Source organism: Pseudomonas sp. NBRC 111139 (assembly GCF_001753955.1).
GTDB lineage: Bacteria > Pseudomonadota > Gammaproteobacteria > Pseudomonadales > Pseudomonadaceae > Aquipseudomonas > Aquipseudomonas alloputida.
Map to the genome: position 1 here is coordinate 1 of NZ_BCBP01000050.1, position 15,880 is coordinate 15,880.

Below are 15,880 nucleotides of genomic sequence, written 5' to 3' on the forward strand. Positions count from 1 at the left end.
TTCGATCTCACACGCACTACAACCCTCAAGGCATGCGCCAAAAGGCCTCAATCCGCATCCGAATCAAACAACCTTTCCAACTCCACCCGCGCCTCCTTGGCCGTCTGCATCACCTTGGCCCGGTCATCACGCACTTGCCCCTGGGCCTCCAGCACCTCTTCGTCATGCTGGGTGAACCGCGCAATACGGTCTGCCGCCTGTTCATCGCTCAGGCCCAACCCCACCAGTGCCCGGCGAGTCATTTCCAGGCTGGAATAAAACGTCTCGCGAATCGGCTCGGCGCCCACATCCGCCAGTTTGTGCACATGCTGGCGGTTGCGCGCCCGGGCCAGCACCTTCAGGTGAGGGTACAGACGCTTCACCCGTGCGGCGGTATGAATGGCGGCTTCAGGGTCATCAATGGTGATGATGAAGTACTCCGCTTCACCCACCTTGGCGGCATGCAACACCTCCGGGCGCAGCGGGTCGCCGTAGAACACCGGCACCTGTTCGAACATACGGGTCATCTCGATGGTGTCCACCGAGGTTTCCAAGGCAACGAACGGGATCTTCTGTGCCCGCAGGATGCGCGCGACGATCTGGCCCATGCGGCCCATGCCGACGATCACCACCCGCGGCGTATCCGTCTGGATCTGCTTGTATTGCTCGGGCACTTCACGCGCCGGTTGCGGGCGTTTGAGGGCGCGGGCGCAACCCAGCATCAGCAGCGGGGTGATGGCCATCGACAGGGTAATGGTCATCAGCAGCAGGTCGTAGGTCTGGGTGTCGAACAGGCCCTGGTCCTTGCCCAGCTTGAACACCACGAAGGCGAACTCGCCACCGGCCGCCAGCACCATGCCCAGGCGCAGGGCGCTGGCGCTGTTCAGGCCGCCGACCAAGCGGCCGACGCCTATCAGCAACAGCAGCTTCACGGCCACCAGCAACAGGGTCAGGCCCAGCACCACCAGTGGCATTTCCAGCAGCAGGCGCAGGTTGGCGCCCATGCCCACGCTGATGAAGAACAGCCCCAGCAGCAGGCCCTTGAAGGGTTCGATCTGCGATTCCAGCTCGTGACGGTATTCCGAGTCGGCCAGCAGCAGGCCGGCGAGGAAAGCGCCAAGGGCCATGGAGATACCCGCTTCTTCCATCAGCCAGGCGGTGCCAATCACCACCAGCAGTGCGGTGGCAGTAGACACTTCCGGCAGGCCGGTGCGGGCCACGGTGCGGAACACCGGGCGCAACAGGTAGCGACCGCCGATGATCACCACGGCGATGCTGGCGAATACCTTCAGGCCGTGTTGCAGGCTGTCGCCTTGGCTGGTGTCCGGGCCACTGGCGGCCAGCAGCGGTACCAAGGCGATCAGCGGGATCGCGGCGATGTCCTGGAACAACAGGATGGCGAACGCCAGACGGCCGTGCGGTGCATTGAGCTGCTTGCTCTCGGCCAGGCTCTGCAGGCCAAGGGCGGTGGACGAAAGCGCCAGGCCCAGGCCGAGCACGATGGCTGCTGGCAGCGTCTGGCTGAAACCGAACAGGGCGATGGCGCCGATGACTGCACCGGTCAGCACCACCTGGGCAGTGCCGACACCAAACACCGACTTGCGCATCAGCCACAAGCGTTTGGGCGACAGTTCCAGGCCGATGATGAACAGCAGCAAGACCACGCCCAGTTCGGAAATGTGCGCCACGCTTTCTGTGTCGCGGATCAGGCCAAGTGCTTGCGGGCCGATGACCACACCGGCGAGCAGGTAGCCGAGCACGGCACCCAGTTGCAGGCGCTTGGCCAGGGGGACGGCGAGGACGGCGGCAAGCAGGAAGATCACCGCGGTTTGTAGAAGGCTGCCTTCGTGTGGCATTGGCTCGTACTCCATGAGCTGCCGGGGCAGCGTTCGAACAGTTTGACGGACAATTCTGAGGGGTGGGGTGGGGTCAGACAATCATCTGACGGGAAGAAACATTGTCCTGTTCAGGGTGACAATCGGTGCCGGCGCCTACCCAGGCTTCAAGGCCTGTGCTGTCTCTGTGGGAGCGGGCGCGCCCGCGAGGAAGGCAGCGCTAATCCGACTGTTCACCGCCACCAAACTGTGCCCGATACTGCGCCGGCGTCATGCCAATTCGCTCAAAGAATACCTTGCGCATGTGTCGGTCACTGCCAAACCCGCACTGCGCCGCCACCACCTTCATCGGCAGGTCACCGCATTCGAGCAGCTTGCGTGCGCGATCGATGCGCGCATTCTGCAGGTACTGCAGCGGCGTAATGCCCACCTCACGCTGAAACGTCCGGGCAAAGTTGCGCCCGCTCATGGCCACCAGTTCGGCCATTTTCTGCACGGTGAACGCCTGCTCGATGTGGTCGACGATATAGGCCTGTACCCGGGCAATCGGCGAGTCATCGCGTGGTACCGCAGCCAGCAACGGCCCGTAGGGTGTCTGCCCGCCCTGACGGTGGCGGGCAACCAGCAGTACCTTGGCCACTTCCAGGGCCAGCGCCTTGCCATGGTCCTCGGCCACCACCGCCAATGCCAGGTCGATCCCAGCAGTGATACCGCCCGAGGTGATCAGGCAGCGGTCCATCACGTAGATCTGCTCGGTCTCCACCTTGGCCTCGGGGAACGCCTGTGCCAGGCGCTCCACGTAGTTCCAGTGGGTGGTACAGCGATAGCCATTCAGTAACCCGGCCCGCCCCAGCAGGAACACCCCGGTGCAGATGGCGCCGAAGCGCTTCGCCTGGCGTGCGGCCTTGGGCAGCCAGCGCTCGATCCCTGGCAGGGCGGTGTCATAGGCCCCTGGGCCGCCCGGCACCAGCAACAGGTCGACGGCCTCCGGCAAGTCTTCCAGGCGCTGGTCTGCCACCACCTTCAGGCCGCATGAGCCGCGCACCACTGCTTGCCCCTCGGCCAAGGTCAGCAGCCGATATTGCCGTGCTGCAGGCAAGAACCGGTTGGCGATGGCGAATGCATCCATGGGGCCGGTGACATCCAGCAGTAGCACATCGTTGAACAGCACCATGGCCACGGTGCGGTGGGCGGGTTTTTCCTGCATGCCTCTGTCGCCTTGAATGCCGGCCGCAGGTAGCGGCCAGAAGCTGAATACGAAACGCATCTTAAGATATCGGCAAAACGCCCAGGGCCAGCAGCGCACAATTAACAACAATTCAGGTTTGGCTCAGGACTTCGTCATGTGCCGGGGGCGAGACTTTCTGCATTGAACAGGAGAGTCGCCATGTACCCTGGGACGCCCGAAGCGCCGCTGCAACCCCCCGGCGCACTCACGCCCGCGCGGCTGCGCCGGGCCAAGGAGCTGATGTTGCACAGCCCGTTGTCGATCATTGAGATCGCTGCGGTATGCAACCTCACACGCAGCCACTTTTCCCGCGCCTTCAAAGTCAACACCGGCCTTTCGCCGCAGGCCTGGCGCCTGCTGGCGCGCATGGAAAAGGCCAAGCGCTTGCTCACCACCGAGGCGCCTATCACCCATGTGAGCCTGGAATGCGGTTTTTGCGACCAGGCCCATTTCACCCGCGCTTTCAGCCGCCTGGTCGGCCAGCCACCCAAGGCCTGGCGGCAGGCGCAGGTACTTTCTTAAGCCGAAGCTATCCACCGGTATAACCCCCTGCGGACAGTGCCGGCCCGTTATCCCAACCCAAGGAGTCACCCCATGAGCCAACCCGATTACAAGCGCCTGAACAAAGACGACGCCGTGGTGCTGCTGGTCGACCACCAGACCGGTCTGATCTCGCTGGTGCAGGATTTTTCGCCCAACGAATTCAAGAACAACGTGCTGGCCTTGGGCGACCTGGCCAAGTTCTTTGGCCTGCCGACCATCCTCACCACCAGCTTCGAGCAAGGCCCGAATGGCCCGCTGGTGCCCGAGCTGAAAGAAATGTTTCCGGATGCGCCGTACATTGCCCGTCCGGGCCAGATCAACGCCTGGGACAACGAAGACTTCGTCAAGGCAATCAAGGCCACGGGCCGCAAGCAACTGATCATCGCCGGTGTGGTGACCGATGTGTGCGTGGCATTCCCGACCCTGTCGGCGCTGGCGGAAGGCTTTGAAGTGTTCGTGGTGACCGATGCCTCGGGCACCTTCAACGAAACCGTGCAGCAAGCGGCTTGGGTGCGCATGACCCAGGCGGGTGCGCAGATGATGAACTGGTTCTCGGTGGCCTGCGAACTGCACCGCGACTGGCGCAACGACATCGAAGGGCTGGGCAACCTGCTGTCGCAGCGTATTCCCAACTACCGCAACCTGATGAACAGCTACGCGGCGCTGGCCTCGCGTTGATGTAATCCTGAATCGGCCTCTTCGCGGGTAAACCCGCGAAGAGGCCGGCACAGGCTATGCGTGACTCACAGGCAGACTGAAACGAATCCGGCATCCACCCAACTGCGACACCAGCGCCTGCAACTGCCCGCCGTGGGCCTGGGCCACCGAACTGCAGATCGCCAAGCCCATCCCCATGCCACCGGTCTTGGTGGAGTGAAAGGCATCGAATACACGCTCCCGCTCGTCCGCCGCGATACCCGGCCCGTTGTCGTCCACGCAGACCTCCACCCCATCCTCGACCACCGCCGACGCAATCTTCAGCACCCCGTCACTGCGATACCCCGACAACGCTTCCAGGGCATTGGTAATCAGGTTGAACACCAACTGCTGCAACTGCACCGGGTCGGCTGTCACGCACACCCCGGCCTTCAGCTGCGTCTGCACATCCACCTTGCCCTTGGCGGCGTCGGCCGAGGTCAGGCGCACCACCTCGCGGATCAATTCGTCCAGCTTCACCGCCTTGAGTTGCATCGGTGACTGCTTGGCCAGGGACCGCAGCGCCCGCACGATGTTGCCGGCCCGTTCGCTGTCGTTGCGGATGTCTTCCAGGCCGGCAATTGCTTCTTCCAGGTCGGGGTTGGGGCGTTTCAACCAGCGCAGGCTGGCCGCGGCATTGGAGGCGATGCCCAGTAGCGGTTGGCTGATCTCGTGGGCGATGGACGCTGACAGCTCATTCATCGCCTGCAAGTGCGCACTGCGCGCCAGTTCCGCACGCGAGCGGCGCAACTCAGCCTCCATCTGTGCGCGGATCTGGTTTTCTTCGGCCAGGCGTGTGTAGAACTTGGCCGTTTGTAGCGACACCGCTGCCTGTGAGGCGAGGATTTCCAGCATGGCCAGGCGCTGACCGCCGAACAGGTGGGGCACAAGGCGGTTTTCCAGGTACACCAGGCCGATCAGCACGCCCTGGATCACCAGCGGCAGGCACAGCACCGAGCGGGCGTTGCGCGCTTGCAGCTGTTGGCGGAAGGCCTCCGGGCACTCACTGAGGGCATCGTTGAGCACCAGCGGTTTGCGGGTGCGCATGGTGGTGTTGATGACTGACAGCGGTGCCTGGGTCATGAACTTCTGGCAGTTGTCCATGCTCACGTGCAGCCCGGCATCATCGATGTAGGCCAGGGCGGCCATCTGGAATTCGGCGCCGCTTACAATCAGCAGCGCGCCATGGTCGGCGCCGGAGTGCTGGGTCAGGTGGCCCATCAGGGTTTCGATCAGGCCTTCGAGCAGCACTTCCTCGGACAGCGCCCGCGCGGCTTCGATGCCGGCTTCGAGGTCCAGCCTGGCCTGGTGGGTGGCACGGTAGGTCTCCTGAATCGGCTGGGTGCGCAGAAACGGATGCAACGTCTCAAGCTGGTGCACCTTGCCGGTCGCGCCCCAGATATGGAAGCAGTCGCGGGCGATACGCAGGTGCAGGTTGGCGCCGGAGATCAGGCCGCTGGGGATGCACACCTCGGCCAGCTGTTCGTGGGCCAGTGCCTGCTCGTGGATGAAACCGGCAGCGGTGGCGGCGATTTGCGCCTGGTCAAAGCAGCGAATCGCGGCCAGGCCGTCGCCTTCGAGCTTGGCGATGACGCCCTCGATCAGCAACTGCTTGTTGCGGAAGGTGGCCGGGTTGAAGCCGGCCCAGCGGCTGAAGCGCTCGCGCAGGGCCTGCAACTGGCGCAGCTTGTCGGCAAGACTGCCCGGGGCCTCGGGGCTGCCCAGGGCCAGGGCGCGGAACAGATGATAGTCAGCCAGGTTGATGTGCGCCGGTGCCGCCCAGCTGTTGTCACCGGCCAATGCCAGGTCGCGCATGGCCTTCGGGATATTGCCCATGTAGAAGGCGCACATGGCGGCGAACAGGTGCTGGAAGAACCGCGTGGTGGGCGACCTCGAGGCGGTGGCCGGGGCGGGGCAGGGCGTGCCGCTCAGGTTGGCGACGAACGCTTGCTGGGCCAGCAGGATCTGCTCGATATCGCCGTAGCCGTGGCGACGCACAGTGGCCAGGCCTTGCGCCACTTCCTCGACCACGTCCGGCAGGTAGCGGCCCATGAACAGCGAATCTGAAACCAGGTGGTTGCAGGCATAGCAGCTCATCGCCAGGTCACCGCTCAGGCGCGCCGAGTCGACCGCGTCCAGCGCGGTACGTCGGGCGAATTCCATGGGCGAGGTCCAGGCGCTGACCTGGTCCAGGGCCAGCAACGCGCTGGTCAGATCAGCGTCGAAACCGTGCCGCTCGATCAGCTTGAGCGCGGCCAGGCAACAGGCATGGCCATCATGGTAAGCGCCAAAACGCTCGGCAATCATCACGCCGTACCAGGCCATGCCGTAGGTGCTGCCAGGGGCAACGCCGTGCAGTAGCGACATCTCCATGAGCTTGGCCAGGTGCAGGAAGCAGATGTCGTCCTTCACGAAGAAGGATGATGACAGAGTGGCCAGCAGGCTGATGGCAACCGTCACTTCCTCCGAATCGGTGCGCGGCAGTGACTCCAGGCAATGCCGGTCCTTCTGTTCGATCAACGCCTGCACATGGGCATGACTGGCCTCGACCTCTTGCCAGTCGATGCCCCGCACCGGGCTTATGCCCAGCAAGTCCAGGCCGTCCAGGGCGCTGTCGATAGCCGCCTGATAGTCACCGTGCAAGGTGTACAGCAGTGCCTGCAGCCGGCACGCCCGCGCCTGGTCCAACACCGAGCGGGCACGCTGGCGGCATTCAGTGAGGCGGGCCTGCGCTGCGATCGTTCGCGACAGTTGCATGTCGCACTCCGTCGCCATGCAGGCGACGGCAAAGCCATGCGTGGCGCGGCTTTCCAGCGTGGCGCTGTGGTGCAGCAACTGCTCGGCGGTGTGCAGGTAGCCAGCGGCCTGTTCGAAGGCGCCGGTGTCGCGTGCGCGGGATGCGGCTTCGCGTAAAAGCTGCAGGAACGCTTCGCAGTCATCCGCTGCAAACCCGCATGGGCTGGCGCGTTGCAGCTGGCTGGCGAGCTCGAACAACACCTCGTGCGTTCGCCCTGGCCAAGCCTGGCGCATGGCCAGGGCGATGCGTGCATGCAGCGAGGCGCGCTCGTGCACGGGCGTGAGTGCATAAGCGGCCTCCATCACCCGGTCATGAGTGCAGCCTAAGCCATTCTGGCCCGGTTGCAGGAAACCGGCGCGAATCAAGGCTTTCAAGGGTTCGCCTGGCGGTTGGGCGAGCACTTGCCGAAGCAGGTGTTCATCGCAGTGGCTGCCCGCCGCGCTGACGACCCGCAACAGGTCGCGTTGCGGTGCCGTCAGGCGCTCCAGGCGGTGGACCATCAGGTCGGCGACATTGTCGGAGTAGCAGTGCCGGGCCACGGCCTGCAGGCACCATGACCAGCGCATGGCCTGGGTGTCGAAGATGAACAGCTGGTCTTCGACCATGGCCCTGAGAATCTGGTTGATGAAAAACGGGTTGCCCGCCGTCTTGCCGTGCACCCGCTCGGCCAGTTGAAATGCGGCCTCGGGGGCAACATGGAAGCGCTCGCCAATCAGCTCGGCCACCGCTCCAACGGCCAGCGGCCGCAGGTTCAGCGTGGTGCTTCGCACTGTTGCGGGTATGGCCAACGGTGCGCTGGTGGTGGGCGTATCGTTGCACTGGGTGACAATCAGCAGCAGGTTAGCCGGCACGTTAGCCAGCAGTTGGGCCAGCAGTTGCCGGGTGGCGTCGTCGGCCCATTGCAGGTCGTCGAAGAACAGCACCAGCGGTTGGCCAGGCCGGCTGAAAACCTGCAGGAATTCAATGATCGCGTGCAGTTCCTTGTGCAACGCAAGGCGCGTGGGCTTGGCGGGTAATTGGGGCAAGGGGCCGAGAATCAGTTGCAGGTCCGGGGCCAGCTTGCCAAGCAGACGGCCATGACTTTTGATGCGGCGCTGGATTTCGCGACGCAGGGTGACGAGGTCCTGACTGTTCTTGGCCAGCAACTGGGTAGTCAGGGCACCGAGTACTTCGATCCAGGGCGTGTAGGGCACTGCTTGGGCGTGGCTGTTGCACGTGCCGACGGCCCAGTAACCTTCGGCGTTGGCCTTGAGAGCTGCTTTGACCAGGCTCGACTTGCCCATGCCAGCAGCGCCGTAGATGACCAGGGCTTGTGGTTTGCTGTCGCGATGCAAGGCCTTGAGCAGCAGGGCGATAGCCTTTTGCTCGGCGCTGCGGCCATACAGGCGTGCGTGGTCGGGCGCTACCGGGTCGGCGCAGCCTGGGGTGAAGGGTGCCATGGTTTTGTGGGCGGCCCACTGCCGTTGGCAGTGAGCCAAGTCCACTGCAAAGGCGCGCGCGCTCTGGTAGCGGGCGTCCGGCTCTTTGGTCAAGGCCTTTGCCAGGACCAGGCTGAGGGGGGGCGGCACCTTGCTGTCCACTTCGCCGGCCGCCCGCGGCTGCACACCAGCATGCAGCTGTCGCCAGTGCTGGGTGTCGCGCCCGGCCAGCGGCAGTTCGCCTACCAGTAACTGGTAGAGGATTGCCCCCAGGGCATAGATATCACTGCGTCGGTCGCTGCTGCTTCCGTGCGGGCAAACCTGCTCCGGCGCCAGGTAGGCCCAGTTGCCGAGCGGGGTGCCCTGTTCGCTGATCCGTTCTGCTGGGTCGGCGCGAAAGAAGCCCAGGCGCACCCGCTGGTGGGCACGCAGGCACACATGCTCGGGCTGCAGTGTACCGTGCAGCACATTGCGTTCGTGCGCTTGCGCCAACGCATGGGCAGCGTTCACCGCAATGTCGAGAAACGGCTCCAGCGCCGCAGGGCCTTCAGCAATCAGGTCGGCGACTGAGCGTCCGGCCGGGTACACCAGTAACGGGCCTTCGGCCGAGCGCACGAACGCCGAGGGGATCACCGCCCACTGCGGGTCCAGTTGCAGGCGGTAGTCACGCTCCAGGCGCTGACAGGCGGAAGGTGCCTCGAGCGGCGCGCGCACGGCGATCCAGGCTTGATGTGAAGCGGGGTCGCGCAGGCGGAAATAGCTGAGCTCACCTTCCTGGCCCAGCGCGCTGATTTCGCACCGGTTCAGCCAGCCCTCGTCGATTGACTGGTCGTAATCGATGGGCCTGTGGGCAAGGCGTTCATCGAGCATAAAGCACCCCCGCTAGCGACATCCTGAGGCGCGAGTATACGCAGCGGGCCCAGCGTGGATGCGGGTTACAGCCTGCTTGGCAGGAACGGGCACGCTGTTGTCCGTTATCGTCCCCTGAGGGCTGGCGGGCTTTTGTATAGTCCTTTGGCCAACCTATCCCTCGGGATAATTGTCTGAACGGGTACGCTGGCCTAGGCTGCCCAGGGCAGCGAAAACGCCTGTGCCCGCGCGAGGAAGCCATGATCCGAATAGGCAATGCCCAGGTGTCGCTGGAGCGGCGCGAAGTCTTTGTCGACGGCAAGCCGATCCTGTTGGGTGGGCGTGCTTTCGACGTGCTGGCCACGCTGATCAGGGCCAAGGGCCGCGTGGTCGGCAAGGACGAGTTGTTCAGCCAGGTGTGGTCCGGCACGGTGGTCGAGGACAATAACTTGCAGGTGCAGGTGTCCTTGCTGCGCAAGGCCTTTGGCGACCGTAGCCTGATCCAGACCGTGCCGCGCCGGGGCTATCGCTTGGCCGCGCAGATCAGCCTCGAGGTCCCTGGTCAGGCACTGGGCAGGTCATTGCTGCGCAGCCTGGCCGAGACTGTCGAGCCGCTCGATGAGCGCGTGAATGTGCCGGTGCTGGTGGTGGATGACGACCCGTCGGTGCGCACCGCGTTGGGCCGGCTGTTGCGCTCGCAGGACATCCCGCACCACTTGTTTGCCAGTGCCGAGGCGCTGTTCGAGGCCCGCCTGGAAACCCCCTGTGCCTGCCTGCTGCTGGACATGCACTTGCCTGGCACAAGCGGCCTGGAGGTACAGGATGCGCTGTGCCGGCTGGCGCTGCCCTGGCCGATCGTGTTCATGACTGGCTTCGGCACCATCCCGATGACCGTCCAGGCCATGCGCGCCGGGGCGGTGGAGTTTCTGACCAAGCCGTTCGATGAAGACCAGTTGCTGACCCTGTTGCAGGCAGTGCGCGCTCGGGCCGTGGCCGAAGGCCGCAAGTGGCTGCAGGCGCGGCAGGTCGAGGAAAAGTACCAGCGCCTGACTCAGCGTGAGCGCCAGGTCTTCTCGCTGGTGGTCGGCGGCTTGTCGCACAAGCAGATCGCCAGGCAGATCGGCACCAGCGAGGTGACGACCAAGGTGCATAAGAAGAACATCATGAACAAAATGCAGTCCCGCTCGCTGCTGGAGCTTGCGGCCATGCACAACCTCCTCGGAGCGCGGTCTGCGAGCCTGGGCGGCGCATGAGCAGAGGGGTGTGCATCGTCGACGACGATGCCTCGGTGCGCAAAAGCCTGGCTAACCTGCTGCGCTCGGCGGGGTTCGAGACCTTGTCGTTTTCCGCCGGGCACGCCTTCCTGGCCTCGCCACTGGCGGGCGAGGCGGGTTGTGTGTTGCTGGACCTGAAGATGCCGGGAATGAGCGGGCTGGAGGTACAGCGTGAGCTGGCACAGCGGGGGAGGCGCTTGCCGGTGATCTGCATGTCGGCACATTGGGATGATGGCTCGGTACGGGCAGCGATGGGCCTTGGGGCACTGGCCTGCCTGGGCAAGCCGTTTTCTGAAGAGGTGCTGCTGAAGGTGGTTGAAGAGGCTTTGGCCGGCGGTCAGTGAGGTATTGGCTGTGCCGGCCTCTTCGCGGGTAAACCCGCGCCTGCAGGGGGCATCACAGCCCTGGCAATCTAACTGCTCCCCGGCCGGTACTGCAGGGCCTCGGCCAGGTGCGTCCGGCCAATCGTCTCGCATCCCTCCAGGTCCGCCAACGTCCGCGCCACCTTCAACAACCGGTGCGCCGCGCGTAGCGACAAGGTCAGCCGCTCGCAGGCCCCTTCCAGCCAGACTTGGTCCGCCGCTACCAACCCACAGTGATGCCTTAAACCTTCAAGGTCGAGAAATGCATTCGCACACCCTTGTCGCCTGTGCTGCAGCTCCCGCGCTTCAGCCACCCTGACGGCGACATCGGCACTGGTTTCACCGCAAGGCTGGTTGTTCAATGTAGTGCTCTCGCGAGCCACGGTCAGGTGCAGGTCGATGCGGTCCAGCAGTGGCCCGGACAGCTTGTTGCGATAGCGCGCGATCTGCTCGGTGCTGCAACGGCAGCGGCCAGTGGGGTCGCCCAGGTAGCCGCAAGGGCAGGGGTTCATCGCCGCCACCAGCTGGAAGCGCGCGGGGAAACGCACTTTGTCGCGGGCACGGGCAATCACGATTTCACCTGACTCCAGTGGCTCGCGAAGCACTTCCAGTACGCGCCGCTCAAACTCCGGAAGTTCGTCGAGAAACAACACGCCGTGATGGGCGAGCGTGATTTCACCTGGTTGCGGTCGGCTACCGCCACCGACCAGCGCCGGGCCGGACGCAGAGTGATGGGGATGGCGAAAGGGGCGCTTTGGCCAGCTGTTCAGCGGCGCTTTCCCGCTGACCGACTGGATTGCCGCCACTTCCAGCGCTTCGTGCTCGTCCAGCGGTGGCAGCAGCCCGGGCAGGCGGCTGGCGAGCAAGGTCTTGCCGGTGCCGGGCGGCCCGGTGAACAACAGGTTGTGCGCCCCTGCCGCAGCCAGCAGCAAGGCACGCTTGGCTGCCAGTTGGCCCTGCACTTCGCTCAGGTCCGGGTAGGGGCGTTGCTGCAGGATCAGGCCGTTGGCTGCGTAGGGCGGCAGCGGCACCTGGCCGTTCAGGTGGGCGACCAACTCCAGCAGGTGGCCCACCGCATACACCACCAACCCGCCGGCCAGGCTGGCTTCCTCGGCATTTTCCCGTGGTACCACCAGCGCCCGGCCTGCTTCGCGTGCCGCCAGTGCCGCAGGCAGCACACCCTGCACCGGGCGCAATTTCCCCGACAGCGCCAGTTCGCCCAGGCATTCCATATCGGCCAGGGTGGCAATCGGCACCTGGCCGTCGGCGGCGAGGATGCCCAGGGCGATGGCCAGGTCATATCGGCCGCCATCCTTGGGCAGGTCGGCGGGGGCGAGGTTCTGGGTAATGCGCCGCTGCGGGTACTTCAGCCCGGAGTTGACGATGGCGCTGCGCACCCGGTCCTTGCTTTCCTTGACCGTGGTTTCCGGCAGGCCGACCAGGGTGAGATGAGGCAGGCCGTTGGCCAGGTGGGTTTCGACGCTGACCGCCGGTGCCTGCACGCCTACCTGGGCGCGGCTGTGGACGAGGGCTAGAGACATGAACACTCCGTTGTTGCTGGAAAATGCCGCTTCCTGCGGCTGGGCAAAGAATAGCCAGTGCTGCCATGGCAGGCGCAACAAGTGTGCGTCGTGGTTTTTCAGGGCAGGGGTTTTCCCTGCGCTTTCATGCGCTTCGGCAAAAATGGATCCAATAGGCTTTGCGCAGTCGTCAGGTATGACTTAGTGTTGTTGGGCAACCGCAGTTGCCATGGGATGGCACTGCGTCTTCTTTCAAATGGACTTGAGGTATTGCACCGTGCAAATGCTCACCCGCACGCACCAGGCAATTCGCGAACTGGTGCAGGCCAGTGCATTCGTTGAACTCAACCGCTTTTTCGACAAGCTTGAGGCTCAATGGCGCCAAGCCCCGCCCGGCGAGTTCCCGGCCTACCTGGCGGCCATTGAAGGGCACATGCTGCTCGACCAGGAAAACCAGGGCGACAGGGCCCTGAGCCAAGTGCTCAGAGCCTGGATTGACGCGTGCCCCAGGGCTTACCACCCACAAGTGGTAATGGGTATGCACTGCTTCCACCGGGCCTGCCAGGTGCAGGTTGATGGCCCACGCAACGCTGCACGCTTGCTGGCGGTCGCGCAAATTTGTGAATCCGCCACCGCGCACCTGTTGCGTGCAATGGACCGCTCTGCGCACCCCGTGGCAGCGGCCATTGGCATGCTGCGCATCAGTGCGCAGCTCCATGAGCCTGGTTGGTTGCTCCAACTGTTCCAGGGGGAGCCTGCACGCTTCAGGCCCAGTGCCCATGCCGATGTAGAGGTACAGGAAACTGCAGCGCCGTTGCTGGTGAGGCATGGGTTGTTGCCCTTGGCCGAGCTGCCACAGGCGCTACCGCACTACCTGGGCAAGCGGGTCGACCATGAAAACGAGGACCCTCGCTATTACTGGCTGCGCCATGCGCTGATCGCCCGCCCCGGTTGCTTCGAAGCGATCCAGGCCCTTGCTGTGTACTTGCTGCCCCGCTGGGGCGGCAGCCTCGATGCGTTCGAGCTGTTGGTCAATGGCCCGCTGTGCGCAACCTGGGACGAGCGTTTGCGTAATGCGCTGCGCTGGATGGCTGTCGAAGGCCGGCTGAAGCTGCCACAGGCTGACAAGGTGCAGGCCGTAGCCGACTGGCAGCACGTGTTCGAAGACTGGTCACAACGCCCGTTGAGGCCCAGGGAACGTGCTGTCGTTCTGGCATGGCGGGGGGCGCTGCACAGCAGGGCATTGGGCGACCATGCTGGCGCTATGCGCGACTTTGCCGCGAGCGTGGCGTGCAATGCCGATCTTGGCGCCATCCGCGCCATGGGCGTGCCGTTTCGCTGTTTGGTCGAGCTGATACTGCGCGATGGCATGGTAGATGAGAGGCAACTGCTACACGGCGCTATTGAGCGCCTGTGTGACGGCCGTTCACATGCTGCTGCCTGTGCATTACGCGCGGCCGGGCACCGTTTTGGGCTGTGGGCGCTGCCACGCTCGGCCGAGCAGGCAAGGCTATGGTTGCAACGGGCGGTGAATCGCCAGTGCGCGGGCCAGGCACCGGGGTTCGAAGTGCTTGAAGTGGCACGGGTGCTGTGGGCAGCCAACCGGCATGAAGTGGCCTGCTACCTGTACGAACGCTTCGCCGAACTGAACCTGCCGGGTGCTGCCCTGGCCTTGTACGAGCTGCACCATGGCGGCCTGGCCAACACCCCGGCGCATTACCTGGATGACGAGGCCGCCGGGTACTGGCTGCAGCGTGCGGTGGAGGCGGGCAGCAGGCAGGCCAAATACAACCTGGCCTGCCTGCGCATGGACGGCGATGAGGATTTGAACGAGCGCAGTGCCATGCTGGCGGTCAGGCGCCTGCTTGTCGACGCGCTGGGCAACCCGCAGATCAACGCGCGTGCGCGTTTGCATCTGGGGATTTTGTTGCGCCGGTTTGGTGAGGCGCAGGAGCGGACCGAGGCGGTTGCTTACCTGCTGAGCCTGGTCGAGCACCCGGACCCGTGGCTTGCAGGGCGTGCCAGCGCCGAACTGGGGCTGGCCTGGATGCAGGGGCGTGGCACCCGCAAGCAAAGCCGCTTTGCCGCCATCGAATGGGTCAACCGAGCGGCCAGCTTGCAACCAAGGGATACGGCCATTGGTGATATCCAGGCCCAGATCCTCAATTCGCACAACCGGGTGAAGACATTGTTTACTCAGTGCGGGGCGGCGTTGTTCCGCGGCACCTTGCATGCAAGCGAGCTACCACCGAAACAGGCCTTTACCCACGCCGAGTCGTTACGGGTTCAACCTGCATCGGAGGGGCTTAGGCGCGCACATAAACCCAGGCTGTCAGGCCCGATGCGAGGGTGACGGCGACACGCTTGTAGTCGGCAACTTCATAGCGGTCCGCCGCTGCCAGTTCGTCTTCGCTGATCTGGAAGACCATACCGGCCACGCTGTCGTTGGCCTGGCTGCTGGGGGAAACGATGGGGTGATGGGACTTGCCGCTGGTCGCCAGTACGTCCGGGTCAGTGATCTCGACCCAGTCCAGGCGGTAGCCCGGCATACGGTCGGCCTGGCCGTTCAGCTCACGGCCAAAGTTGGCCAGTTGCACGGCTTTATCCTGCAAGGTGCCGTAGGAAAACAACAGTACCGGGTATGCGCTGGAGGGCTGCATTCACTCATCCTGTGAAGTTGGGTTCAGCCGCGCTTCCAGCTCGGCTACCTGTTTTTCCAAGGCCTCGAGGCGTGCGCGGGTGCGCGCCAGCACGACCATCTGGCTGTCGAACTCATCGCGGCTGACCAGGTCCAGCTTGCTGAAGGCACCTTGCATCAACACTTTGAACTGGCTTTCCAGTTCCGCACGGGGCTGGGCGGCATCGCTGCTGAACAGGCGCGAGGCCTGGTCGCTCAGGGCATCGAGAAGGGCTTTGGGCGCGAGCATGGGGCTGTCCACTGAAACGGAGAAATGGCCGCCAGTGTAGCACGCACAAACCTGGCGCCTGAGTGCACATTGGCCTTTGTGGGAATGGCCTTGCGTGGCGATTGGGCTGCACAGCGGCCCCGGCAATATCGGCACCAAGGCACAAATCGTAGGGGCGCTTCGCAGCCCCATCGCGACGCAAGGCCGCCCCCACAAAGAGCGCGTGCGGTTTTCAATCAGTTGCACATTTTTCGCGCAGCTTGCCCCGCCTCGGCGCACCGAAACTGTGCATGTTTCCAATGCTGGCGACTGGCCAATCCCGACCAAATCACATAACGCTCTGTTTTTCGGCGCTTTGTCCGAACTGGCAAGGTTTCTGCAAAGACCTGTACGAGCCATGCACTGAAGCAGTTCCTTGTGACCAGGCAGTGCGCACGCGGAGCCGGATGCCGACGACGCGTTACAAAGCCAAC

11 protein-coding genes are annotated in these 15,880 nt (G+C 64.2%); 5 read left to right on the top strand and 6 right to left on the bottom strand.

Features of this window, described 5'->3' with window-relative positions; translation table 11 throughout:
* Positions 1 to 47: 47 nt before the first annotated feature.
* Positions 48 to 1,835, bottom strand: a complete 1,788-nt coding sequence (locus BJQ17_RS19910) for a monovalent cation:proton antiporter-2 (CPA2) family protein (RefSeq protein ID WP_070096541.1) — start codon at positions 1,833 to 1,835, stop codon at positions 48 to 50.
* A gap of 199 nt (positions 1,836 to 2,034) precedes the next feature.
* Positions 2,035 to 3,021, bottom strand: a complete 987-nt coding sequence (locus BJQ17_RS19915; protein WP_019752770.1) for a GlxA family transcriptional regulator — start codon at positions 3,019 to 3,021, stop codon at positions 2,035 to 2,037.
* A 180-nt stretch (positions 3,022 to 3,201) separates the two neighbouring features.
* Between BJQ17_RS19915 and BJQ17_RS19920 the strand changes: the two genes are divergently transcribed.
* A complete protein-coding gene (locus tag BJQ17_RS19920; RefSeq protein WP_060544902.1) occupies positions 3,202 to 3,564 on the top strand; it encodes a helix-turn-helix domain-containing protein in 363 nt (120 codons plus the stop codon).
* 72 nt (positions 3,565 to 3,636) lie between these two features.
* The gene (gene ycaC, locus BJQ17_RS19925) at positions 3,637 to 4,263 is read left to right on the top strand and encodes an isochorismate family cysteine hydrolase YcaC (RefSeq protein WP_003253573.1); all 627 of its coding nucleotides are present in this window, start codon (positions 3,637 to 3,639) and stop codon (positions 4,261 to 4,263) included.
* Between the two features lie 54 nt (positions 4,264 to 4,317).
* Here ycaC and BJQ17_RS19930 read toward each other — a convergent pair whose 3' ends face one another.
* Complete coding sequence (locus tag BJQ17_RS19930; RefSeq protein ID WP_070096542.1) at positions 4,318 to 9,366, bottom strand: ATP-binding sensor histidine kinase; 5,049 nt, start codon at positions 9,364 to 9,366, stop codon at positions 4,318 to 4,320.
* Positions 9,367 to 9,605: 239 nt separating this feature from the next.
* On the opposite strand from BJQ17_RS19930, the gene BJQ17_RS19935 reads away from it, so the two are divergent.
* Together BJQ17_RS19935 and BJQ17_RS19940 are read left to right on the top strand one after the other, a co-directional pair.
* Positions 9,606 to 10,598, top strand: coding sequence for a response regulator (locus BJQ17_RS19935; RefSeq protein ID WP_004575820.1), 993 nt, complete (start codon positions 9,606 to 9,608; stop codon positions 10,596 to 10,598).
* Positions 10,595 to 10,963 (top strand): response regulator transcription factor, encoded by a 369-nt coding sequence (locus tag BJQ17_RS19940; protein WP_173881306.1) that lies wholly within the window; start codon positions 10,595 to 10,597, stop codon positions 10,961 to 10,963. Before BJQ17_RS19935 ends, BJQ17_RS19940 begins: the two co-directional genes overlap by 4 nt.
* Before the next feature lie 68 nt (positions 10,964 to 11,031).
* Here the strand turns inward: BJQ17_RS19940 and BJQ17_RS19945 are convergent, their stop codons facing one another.
* Positions 11,032 to 12,522: a YifB family Mg chelatase-like AAA ATPase gene (locus tag BJQ17_RS19945; protein ID WP_070096555.1), complete on the bottom strand. Its 1,491-nt coding sequence runs from the start codon at positions 12,520 to 12,522 to the stop codon at positions 11,032 to 11,034.
* Positions 12,523 to 12,784: 262 nt separating this feature from the next.
* Between BJQ17_RS19945 and BJQ17_RS19950 the strand changes: the two genes are divergently transcribed.
* Positions 12,785 to 14,854 carry a DUF4034 domain-containing protein gene (locus BJQ17_RS19950; protein ID WP_004575823.1) on the top strand — a complete coding sequence of 690 codons (2,070 nt, stop codon included), beginning with the start codon at positions 12,785 to 12,787 and terminating at the stop codon, positions 14,852 to 14,854.
* On the opposite strand, the gene BJQ17_RS19955 is transcribed toward BJQ17_RS19950, so the two are convergent.
* Both BJQ17_RS19955 and BJQ17_RS19960 read right to left on the bottom strand, forming a co-directional pair.
* Positions 14,808 to 15,161 carry a gamma-glutamylcyclotransferase family protein gene (locus BJQ17_RS19955; RefSeq protein WP_004575824.1) on the bottom strand — a complete coding sequence of 118 codons (354 nt, stop codon included), beginning with the start codon at positions 15,159 to 15,161 and terminating at the stop codon, positions 14,808 to 14,810. The genes BJQ17_RS19950 and BJQ17_RS19955 overlap by 47 nt on opposite strands.
* Positions 15,162 to 15,428, bottom strand: coding sequence for an accessory factor UbiK family protein (locus BJQ17_RS19960; protein WP_003253640.1), 267 nt, complete (start codon positions 15,426 to 15,428; stop codon positions 15,162 to 15,164).
* Positions 15,429 to 15,880 lie beyond the last annotated feature (452 nt).